This window comes from Streptomyces sp. NPDC032745 (assembly GCF_055579465.1).
Genome location: NZ_JBVING010000001.1, coordinates 82993 through 92636 on the forward strand (window position 1 = coordinate 82993; position 9644 = coordinate 92636).

Annotated in this window: 9 protein-coding genes; 3 read left to right on the plus strand and 6 right to left on the minus strand. The window is 72.2% G+C overall.

Annotated features, from left to right (window positions below; translation table 11 throughout):
- Positions 1-5: 5 nt before the first annotated feature.
- The 3 genes from ACZ5WG_RS00425 to ACZ5WG_RS00435 form a co-directional block, all read right to left on the minus strand.
- On the minus strand, positions 6-1661 hold the full coding sequence (locus ACZ5WG_RS00425; protein ID WP_468719579.1) for a phospho-sugar mutase: 1656 nt from the start codon (positions 1659-1661) through the stop codon (positions 6-8).
- 50 nt (positions 1662-1711) lie between these two features.
- On the minus strand, positions 1712-2518 hold the full coding sequence (locus tag ACZ5WG_RS00430; RefSeq protein ID WP_399245177.1) for a purine-nucleoside phosphorylase: 807 nt from the start codon (positions 2516-2518) through the stop codon (positions 1712-1714).
- A gap of 132 nt (positions 2519-2650) precedes the next feature.
- Complete coding sequence (locus ACZ5WG_RS00435) at positions 2651-3088, minus strand: gamma-glutamylcyclotransferase family protein (RefSeq protein ID WP_053786320.1); 438 nt, start codon at positions 3086-3088, stop codon at positions 2651-2653.
- 174 nt (positions 3089-3262) lie between these two features.
- Between ACZ5WG_RS00435 and ACZ5WG_RS00440 the strand changes: the two genes are divergently transcribed.
- Positions 3263-4702 carry an NAD(P)H-quinone dehydrogenase gene (locus ACZ5WG_RS00440; RefSeq protein WP_030290802.1) on the plus strand — a complete coding sequence of 480 codons (1440 nt, stop codon included), beginning with the start codon at positions 3263-3265 and terminating at the stop codon, positions 4700-4702.
- A gap of 175 nt (positions 4703-4877) precedes the next feature.
- The gene (locus ACZ5WG_RS00445; RefSeq protein WP_266664432.1) at positions 4878-5828 is read left to right on the plus strand and encodes a DeoR/GlpR family DNA-binding transcription regulator; all 951 of its coding nucleotides are present in this window, start codon (positions 4878-4880) and stop codon (positions 5826-5828) included.
- A gap of 226 nt (positions 5829-6054) precedes the next feature.
- Here ACZ5WG_RS00445 and ACZ5WG_RS00450 read toward each other — a convergent pair whose 3' ends face one another.
- Complete coding sequence (locus ACZ5WG_RS00450) at positions 6055-7809, minus strand: acetyl/propionyl/methylcrotonyl-CoA carboxylase subunit alpha (protein WP_468719582.1); 1755 nt, start codon at positions 7807-7809, stop codon at positions 6055-6057.
- Positions 7810-8196: 387 nt separating this feature from the next.
- Between ACZ5WG_RS00450 and ACZ5WG_RS00455 the strand changes: the two genes are divergently transcribed.
- Positions 8197-8712, plus strand: a complete 516-nt coding sequence (locus ACZ5WG_RS00455; RefSeq protein WP_468719583.1) for a hypothetical protein — start codon at positions 8197-8199, stop codon at positions 8710-8712.
- Here ACZ5WG_RS00455 and ACZ5WG_RS00460 read toward each other — a convergent pair.
- Together ACZ5WG_RS00460 and mmpB are read right to left on the minus strand one after the other, a co-directional pair.
- Entirely contained in the window at positions 8693-9310 is a 618-nt protein-coding gene (locus ACZ5WG_RS00460) for a Maf family protein (protein WP_468719584.1), read from the minus strand. The two genes, ACZ5WG_RS00455 and ACZ5WG_RS00460, sit on opposite strands and share 20 nt — an antisense overlap.
- Before the next feature lie 51 nt (positions 9311-9361).
- Entirely contained in the window at positions 9362-9493 is a 132-nt protein-coding gene (mmpB, locus tag ACZ5WG_RS00465) for a morphogenic membrane protein MmpB (protein WP_266664424.1), read from the minus strand.
- Between the last annotated feature and the right edge of the window lie 151 nt (positions 9494-9644).

The following is a 9644-nucleotide window of genomic DNA, read 5'->3' on the forward strand; positions in this document are numbered from 1 at the left end:
ACCCCCTAGATCCCGGCGGCCGCCGACAGGTCCTTCTTGACCGCGTCCAGGATCTCCTGGCCGCGGGTGCGGGCCGGCGCGAGGTCCGCGGCGTCCGCCACCGGGACCACGACCTCCAGGTAGCACTTCAGCTTCGGCTCCGTGCCCGACGGCCGCACGATCACCCGGGCCTTGTAGTCGCCCTCCAGGTGGTAGCGCAGGCCGTCCGTGGGCGGCAGCGTCGCCGTACCCCGGCTCAGGTCCTCCGCCGAGGAGACCCGCAGGCCCGCCAGCGACACCGGCGGCTCCGCCCGCAGCGCAGCCATCGCCGAGGCGATGACCGTCAGGTCCGAGACGCGGACCGACAGCTGGTCGGTGTGGTGCAGGCCGTGCTCCATGGCCAGGTCGTCCAGCAGGTCGGTCAGCGTACGGCCCTGCTCCTTGAGCTCCGAGGCCAGCTCCGCCACCAGCAGGGCGGCGGTGACGCCGTCCTTGTCGCGGACGCCCTCGGGGTCCACGCAGTAGCCGAGCGCCTCCTCGTAGCCGTAGCGCAGGCCCTCCACGCGGGCGATCCACTTGAAGCCGGTGAGGGTCTCCTCGTAGCCGACGCCCGCCGCCTCCGCGATCCGGCCCAGGAGCGAGGACGACACGATCGACTCCGCGAAGACGCCCTGCGCCCCCTTGTGGACCAGGTGGGCCGCCAGCAGCGCGCCGACCTCGTCGCCGCGGAGCATGCGCCAGCCGGTCGCCGCCGCGTCGTCCGGTACGGCCACCGCGCAGCGGTCCGCGTCCGGGTCGTTCGCGATCACGATGTCCGGGCCCGCCTCGGCGGCCTTGGCGAAGGCCAGGTCCATGGCACCCGGCTCCTCCGGGTTCGGGAAGGCCACCGTCGGGAAGGCCGGGTCCGGCTCCGCCTGCTCGGCGACCAGCACCGGCTCCGGGAAGCCGGCCCGGGCGAAGGCCGCCAGGACGACGTCCTTGCCGACGCCGTGCATGGCCGTGTAGACGGTCCGCACGCCCCGGGGGGAGCCGGGGGTCAGGACGGCGTCCGTACGGGCCAGGTAGGCCTCCAGGACCTCGTCGCCGAGGTCCTCCCAGCCGGATTCCGGACGGGGGACCGAGGCGAGGGTCTCCACGCGCCCGATCTCCGCGGCGATCTCCGTGTCCGCGGGGGACACGATCTGCGAGCCGTCGCCGAGGTAGACCTTGTAGCCGTTGTCCCGGGGCGGGTTGTGGCTCGCGGTCACCTCGACGCCGGCGACGGCACCCAGGTGCCGTATGGCGTACGCGAGGACGGGCGTCGGCAGCGGGCGGGGCAGGACGGCCGCGCGCAGGCCCGCGCCGGTCATCACGGCGGCGGTGTCGCGGGCGAAGTCCGCGGACTTGTACCGCGCGTCGTAGCCGACGACGACGAGGCCGCCGGCGTGACCCTGGGCCTTCAGGTAGGCCGCGAGGCCCGCAGCGGCCCGGATGACCACCGAGCGGTTCATCCGCATCGGGCCCGCGCCGATCTCGCCGCGCAGTCCGGCCGTGCCGAACTGGAGGGTGCCGGAGAACCGGTCCGCCAGCTCCGTGACGTCCCCGGCCTCGATGAGCTTCGCGAGCTCCTGGGCCGTCTCCGGGTCCGGGTCCTCCGCCAGCCAGGCCTGGGCCCGGGTGATCAGGTCGTCCTGTTCCTGCACTACTTCCGCCTTGTCTCTCGTACGGTCTTTTCTCGTACGGTGCCGATGCCTCAGATGCGGGCGAGGACCTGGGTCAGCAGCTTGCCCATGCGCGCGGCCGAGTCACGGCCGGCCTGGAGCACCTCTTCGTGGTTCAGCGGCTCGCCGGAGAGGCCCGCCGCCAGGTTGGTGACCAGGGAGATGCCGAGCACCTCGGCGCCGGCCTCGCGGGCGGCGATCGCCTCGAGGACCGTGGACATGCCGACCAGGTCGGCGCCCATGACGCGGATCATGTTGATCTCGGCCGGGGTCTCGTAGTGCGGGCCGGGGAACTGGACGTAGACGCCCTCTTCGAGCGTCTCGTCGATCTCCTTGCACATCGCGCGCAGGCGCGGCGAGTACAGGTCGGTCAGGTCCACGAAGTTCGCGCCGACGATCGGCGAGGCGGCCGTCAGGTTGAGGTGGTCGCTGATCAGGACGGGCTGGCCGGGCTTCATGCCCTCGCGCAGACCGCCGCAGCCGTTGGTCAGGACGATGGTCTTGCAGCCGGCGGCGACGGCGGTGCGCACGCCGTGGGCGACGGCGGCGACGCCGCGGCCCTCGTAGTAGTGGGTCCGGCCGAGGAAGAGCAGCGCACGCTTGTCGCCGATCTTGTACGAGCGGATCTTGCCGCCGTGGCCCTCGACCGCGGGCGGCGGGAAGCCGGGCAGCTCGGTGACGGGGAACTCGGCCTCGGGCGCGCCCAGCGCCTCTGCGGCGGGGGCCCAGCCGGAGCCCATGACGAGGGCGACATCGTGGGTTTCGGCGCCGGTCAGCTCACGCAGGCGGGCGGCTGCGGCGGTGGCGTCGGCGAAGGGGTCGGTAACAGATGCGTTCACGCTGACGAGCGTAACCGAGCATTGCCTACGCGCGTAGATGGCGCAGCTCACGGTGTTCGGATCGTTGCCTTGTCGTTTCCGCCGAAATGCCCCCGGCGCGCAACCCGCCCAGGGGGTCTGCGCCGGACACCCCTAGCAGGGGCGCTTGCGCAGTTCCATCACGTAGTCGTGCGGGGCCCCCGCCGATTCGGCCGCGTCGGCGATCTCGCCGAGGTAGCGCGCCGAGGGCAGACCGCCCTCGTAGCCGTTCAGTACGTAGCACCACGCCGCCTCCTCGCCGTCCAGCGTGTGGACGCGGATCCGCATCCGGCGGTAGATGTCGAGCCCGACACCCTCCCACCGGTCCATGGAGTCCTCGTCCAGTGGTGCGATGTCGTACAGCGCGACGAACACCTGGTGCCGAGGGGCCTCGACGATCGTGGCGAGGGCGCCCTCCCACCCCATCTGCTCACCGCCGAAGGTCAGCCGCCAGTCGTTGATCCAGCCCGTGCCGCGCAGCGGCGAATGCGGAGCGCGGCGCGTCATCAGCCGCGGGTCGAGGTTGCCGGCGTACGCGGCGTAGAGCGACATGAGGTCGAGGGTACGGGAGGGGCGGGGATGGCCGCGTGCCCGGATGGCCGGACCGGGGGAGAAGCACCTTGAAGCGTGCGGGACAATGGGGCACGGAATGCATCCCCCGGGGAGACCCCCCGGAAGCCCCGGCCGGGGCGGCAGCCGGCCGGGTAGACGTGAGGCGGAGTTTTCGTGACCCGGATCGTGATCATCGGCGGCGGACCCGGCGGGTATGAGGCGGCCCTCGTGGGGGCCCAGCTCGGCGCGGAGGTGACCGTCGTCGACTGCGACGGTCTGGGTGGCGCGTCGGTGCTGACCGACTGCGTGCCCTCCAAGACTCTCATCGCTACCGCCGAGGTCATGACGACCTTCGACTCGTCGTACGAGGAGCTCGGCATCGTCGTCGCCGACGACACCCCGCACATCGAGCAGGCCGCGCGCGTCGTCGGCGTCGACCTCGGCAAGGTGAACCGGCGCGTCAAGCGCCTCGCGCTCGCGCAGTCGCACGACATCACCGCCTCCGTCACCCGGGCCGGCGCCCGCGTCGTACGGGGCCGCGGCAAGCTCGGCGGCCCGCAGGGCATCGACGGCACGCGCGACGTCATCGTCACCGCGGCCGACGGCACCGAAACGATCCTGACGGCCGACGCCGTGCTGATCGCGACCGGCGGTCACCCCCGCGAGATCCCGGACGCGATGCCCGACGGCGAGCGGATCCTGAACTGGACCCAGGTCTACGACCTGGACGAGCTCCCCGAGGAGCTCATCGTGGTCGGCTCGGGCGTCACCGGCGCCGAGTTCGCCGGCGCGTACCAGGCCCTCGGCTCCCGGGTGACCCTGGTCTCCTCCCGTGACCGCGTGCTGCCCGGCGAGGACCCGGACGCGGCCGCCGTCCTCGAGGACGTCTTCCGCCGCCGCGGCATGAACGTCATCGGCCGCTCCCGCGCCGAGTCCGCCAAGCGCGTCGGCGACCGGGTCGAGGTCACCCTCTCCGACGGCCGCGTCATCACCGGCACGCACTGCCTGATGGCGGTCGGCGCGATCCCGAACACCAAGGACATGAACCTGGAGGAGTCCGGGGTCCGGCTCAAGGACTCCGGGCACATCTGGACCGACAAGGTCTCCCGTACGTCCGCGCCCGGCGTGTACGCGGCCGGCGACGTGACCGGCATCTTCGCGCTGGCCTCCGTCGCCGCCATGCAGGGCCGCATCGCGATGTACCACTTCCTCGGCGACGCCGTGGCCCCGCTGAACCTCAAGACGGTCTCCTCGAACGTCTTCACCGACCCGGAGATCGCCACCGTCGGCTACACCCAGGCCGACGTGGACGCCGGCAAGATCGACGCCCGCGTGGTGAAGCTCCCGCTGCTGCGCAACCCGCGCGCCAAGATGCAGGGCATCCGGGACGGCTTCGTGAAGCTGTTCTGCCGCCCCGGCACCGGGATCGTCGTGGGCGGTGTGGTCGTGTCGCCGCGCGCGAGCGAGCTGATTCACCCGATCTCGATCGCCGTCGACAACAACCTGACCGTCGAGCAGATCGCAAACGCGTTCACGGTGTACCCCTCGCTGTCGGGATCGATCGCCGAGGTGGCGCGCCAGCTGCACACGCGGAAGGCCGCCGGCGAGGCGTGAGAACGGCAACCGCCCCACGTCGCAAGGGGACTTGGGGCGGGCCGCCGGGGAGTGAAGAGACGTTCACTCAACCGTCCGGACGCGTATACCACTAGTCGCCCTGTTTTATGGACAACTTCGGTATTCCGGCGCAAGGAGCTGAAACAAGACGGTCGTTGGGGTTACTGTCAGTTTCGTGTTCGCTGCAGAACGTCGCCAATTGATTCTCGAAATGGTGCGGGCCAACGGAGCGGTATCGCTCCGGGAGCTCGCCCGCGTCGTCCAGACCTCCGAAGTGACCGTACGGCGGGACGTGCGGGCGCTGGAGGCAGAAGGACTCCTCGACCGCCGACACGGCGGTGCGGTTTTGCCGGGCGGTTTCACGCGGGAGTCCGGGTTTCCGCAAAAGTCCCATCTCGCGACGGCGGAAAAGACCGCCATTGCCGACGTAGCGGCCGGCCTCGTCGAAGAGGGCGAGGCCGTCGTCGTCGGCGCGGGCACCACGACCCAGGAGCTGGCCCGCCGGCTCGCCCGGGTGCCCGGACTGACCGTCGTCACCAACTCGCTGCTGGTCGCGCAGGCTCTGGCCCACGCGAACCGGGTGGAGGTGGTCATGACCGGCGGGACCCTGCGGGGCTCGAACTACGCGCTGGTCGGCAGCGGTGCCGAGCAGTCCCTCCAGGGGCTGCGGGTATCGCGGGCCTTCCTCTCCGGGAGCGGCCTGACCGCCGAGCGCGGCCTGTCCACGTCCAACATGCTCAGCGCGAGCGTGGACCGGGCGCTGGTGCAGGCCGCGGCGGAAGTGGTGGTGCTGGCCGACCACACGAAGCTCGGGACCGACACCATGTTCCAGACCGTGCCGACGGACGTGATGACCCGTCTGGTCACGGACGAGCCGCCGCCGCACGACGACCGGGCGGCGACGGAGCTGCAGGCGCTCGCCGACCAGGGAGTGCAGATCACCGTGGCCGGGGCCGTGGCCTCCGGCGGTGAGGGGATGGTGGGCCGGCGCCCGCGCAGGGAGTCCCCGCTGCCGGTGCAGCGGCGTGGTGGGCCGTCGGCCCAGCTGCGCAGCGCGCCTGCCTCGCTGCTGGAGCAGCAGGCCGCCGGGGACCGGCCGCGCGTCGCCGACATGCGGCGCAGGTAGGAGCCCTGCGGGCGGCCTCTCCCCGCCCCGCCCTTCCACCCGGGGCTCCACCCCGGACCCCGCGCCTCAAACGCCGGCGGGGCTGGTTCTGCCCGGCGTCGCCGGCACGATCCGGCCCCGCCGGCGTTCGAGGCGCGGGGATGCGGGGGCAGCGCCCCCGGAGCGGCGCCGCACATGAAAAACGGGGTCCCCGGGGCTCGAGCCCCGGGAACCCCGGTCAAGGACGTCAGTCCTTGATCTCGCAGATGGTGGCGCCGGAGGTGAGGCTGGCGCCGACCTCGGCCGTCAGGCCGACGATCGTCCCGGAGCGGTGCGCGTTCAGCGGCTGCTCCATCTTCATGGCCTCGAGTACGACGACCAGGTCGCCCTCGTTGACCTGCTGGCCCTCCTCGACCGCGACCTTGACGATCGTGCCCTGCATCGGGGACGCAAGGGTGTCGCCGGAGGCCGCCGGGCCGGACTTCTTGGCCGCGCGGCGCTTCGGCTTGGCACCGCCGGCAGCGGCCGTGCGCGCCAGGGTCATGCCCAGCGAGGACGGCAGCGAGACCTCGAGGCGCTTGCCGCCGACCTCGACGACCACCGTCTCGCGGCCCGGCTCGTCCTCGGCGTCGTCCGCAGCCGGAGCCGCGAACGCCGGGATCTCGTTGACGAACTCGGTCTCGATCCAGCGGGTGTGCACCCGGAAGGGGTCCGAGGTGAACGCCGGGTCGGCGACGACCGCGCGGTGGAACGGGATGGCCGTGGCCATGCCCTCGACCTCGAACTCGGCCAGGGCGCGGGCGGCACGCTGGAGCGCCTGCTCGCGGGTGGCGCCGGTGACGATCAGCTTGGCCAGCAGGGAGTCCCAGGCCGGGCCGATGACCGAGCCGGACTCGACGCCCGCGTCCAGGCGGACACCGGGGCCCGACGGGGCGGCGAACTTCGTGACCGTGCCCGGGGCCGGCAGGAAGCCGCGGCCCGGGTCCTCGCCGTTGATGCGGAACTCGAACGAGTGACCGCGCAGCACCGGGTCGCCGTAGCCGAGCTCTTCGCCGTCGGCGATGCGGAACATCTCGCGCACCAGGTCGATGCCGGTGACCTCTTCGGTGACCGGGTGCTCGACCTGGAGGCGGGTGTTGACCTCGAGGAAGGAGATCGTGCCGTCGGTGCCGACGAGGAACTCGACGGTGCCGGCGCCGACGTAGCCGGCTTCCTTCAGGATCGCCTTGGACGCGGCGTACAGCTCCGCGTTCTGGGCCTCGGAGAGGAACGGCGCCGGAGCCTCCTCCACCAGCTTCTGGTGGCGGCGCTGCAGCGAGCAGTCACGCGTGGAGACGACGACCACGTTGCCGTGGCTGTCGGCCAGGCACTGGGTCTCGACGTGCCGCGGCCTGTCGAGGTAGCGCTCGACGAAGCACTCGCCGCGGCCGAAGGCGGCGACGGCCTCGCGGACGGCGGAGTCGTAGAGCTCCGGCACCTCTTCGAGGGTGCGGGCGACCTTCAGGCCGCGACCGCCGCCGCCGAAGGCGGCCTTGATCGCGATCGGCAGGCCGTGCTCCTTGGCGAACTCCACGACCTCGTCGGCACCCGAGACCGGGTCCGGCGTACCGGCGACCAGCGGGGCGCCGGCGCGCTGCGCGATGTGCCGGGCGGCGACCTTGTCGCCGAGGTCGCGGATGGCCTGCGGCGGCGGGCCGATCCAGGTCAGGCCGGCGTCGAGCACGGCCTGCGCGAAGTCGGCGTTCTCGGAGAGGAAGCCGTATCCGGGATGGATGGCGTCCGCGCCGGAATCGGCTGCGGCCTGCAGGACCTTGGAGATGTCCAAGTAGCTGGCGGCCGGGGTGTCACCGCCCAACGCGAAAGCTTCGTCGGCCGCGCGGACATGCAGAGCGTCCCGGTCCGGATCGGCGTAGACGGCTACGCTTGCGATTCCGGCATCCCGGCAGGCCCGAGCAACGCGGACAGCGATTTCGCCACGGTTGGCGATGAGCACCTTGCGCACGATGGCTCCCTCCTTGAAACAAGCTGAGTTTAGGGACAGCCCACACGGCGTTTCGACCCTTCCCTGGTGGTGACCTTGCCCACACGCAGTGTGATTCGAGTCCACCTCCAGGGAGGAAAGCCCTTGTGGCGCCCCAGGTCAGGGGGATCCCCAACTGCACAGTAACCCCGTCATGTATCCGAGGTCTCTGTCCGCCGGGTCAGCCGCCCCATGTGATTCTTTGTCGAGTCCCTACGAACGGCCCACACATTCTTTGCGTGTCCGCGGCCCGGAGGCCCTTCACGTAACGAAGCTGCCCGGACCCCTTGTCCGTACGTTTACCCGTTAGTAGCCTCCAGGCGTCGAACAGGCTTGTGGCCGGGGACGTGTGGGGAGGGGTGGGTCGTCGTGGGCGTCGTGCTGCGCAGACTCGTGGCCGGGCTGGCCGCGATCGTGCTCGTCGCCGAGGCGGCGGTGCTCGTTCTCGTCCACTTCGTGCTCGGCCGGACCACCCACAACCAGTCGATGTCCATCGCGGGCATGGATCCGGATGTCATGTCCCTGGCGACGTACGGGATGGGGGCCGGCATCGGCGCGTTCCTGCTCCTGTGCGCCGTACTGCTCGCCGTGGCGGCCGTACGCGACCGGGCCCCCGGCACCTTCGCCCGCATCGTGCTCGTCTCCGCCGCCGTCACCCACGGACTGCTCGGCGCCCTCGCCGTCGGCCTGGTCGGCTGGGGCGCCTTCGCGGTCATGATGCTGATCCTCTGTCTGCTCGTCCTGACCCTGGTGCTCCACGCGGCCCAGGGGGGCGGGGCCGGGGAGCCCACAGGGGGCGCCACGGGCGGACCGGTGGGCCAGGACGGGCGGGACGTCGAGGACACCCCGCCGCCCTTCGGGGAGCTCAGGCCCACAAATCCGTGATGGACACGCCCAGTTCGGCCAGCAGGGAGCGCAGCAGCGGCATCGACAGCCCGATGACGTTCCCGTGGTCGCCGTCGATGCCCTCGATGAACGGCGCCGACAGCCCGTCCAGGGTGAACGCCCCGGCCACGTGCAGCGGCTCGCCGCTCGCCACGTACGCCGCCACCTCCGCGTCCGTCGGCTCGCCGAACCGGACCGTCGTGGACGCCGTCGCCGAGACCTGACGCCCGGTCGCCGTGTCGATCACGCAGTGCCCGGTGCGCAGTACGCCGGCCCGCCCGCGCATCGACTTCCAGCGGGCGGTGGCCTCTTCGGCGTCCGCCGGCTTGCCGAGCGCCTCGCCGTCCAGCTCCAGCACCGAGTCGCAGCCGATCACCAGGGCGCCCGCGGCCTCGTCCAGGGCCGCCACGACGCCCGCCTTGGCCTCGGCCAGCGCCAGCGCCAGCTCGGCCGGGGTCTCCGCACTGAGCGCGTCCTCGTCGAAGTTGCTGACGATCACGTGCGGGGCCAGCCCTGCCTGCCGCAGCAGGTTGAGCCGGGCGGGTGAGGCGGAGGCGAGGACGAGGGCGTGGGTCTGGGCCTTGGCAGCAGCAGTCATGCCGCCATCGTAGGGGCGGGAATCCGGCGCCCGGGACGCACCGGGACACCCCTAGAAGCCCACGCCCAGCACGTACACGACCACCACCATCGCGAGGACGACCACCAGGGTCATCCGCCGGACCATCGCCTGCGCGTCGCGCATGTCCTTCGGCGGCTCGTTCTTCGGGTCTGACCAGAGCATGCCTCGATCCTGGCCCTGGAGCCCGGAGTGGGGGGGGGGGGGGGGGGGGGGGGGGGGGGAGGGGGGGGGAGGGGGGGTGGGGGGGGGGGGGGGGGGGGGGGGGGGGGGGGGGGGGGGGGGGGGGAAGGGGGGGGGGGGGGGGGGTAGGGGA

What these genes read in the sequence shown, in the direction of transcription:
- ACZ5WG_RS00435 (WP_053786320.1), bottom strand. Translation starts at nt 3,088, where the DNA reads ATGTCGCTCTACGCCGCGTACGCCGGCAACCTCGACCCGCGGCTGATG.
- ACZ5WG_RS00460 (WP_468719584.1), bottom strand. Translation starts at nt 9,310, where the DNA reads ATGACTGCTGCTGCCAAGGCCCAGACCCACGCCCTCGTCCTCGCCTCC.
- mmpB (WP_266664424.1), bottom strand. Translation starts at nt 9,493, where the DNA reads ATGCTCTGGTCAGACCCGAAGAACGAGCCGCCGAAGGACATGCGCGAC.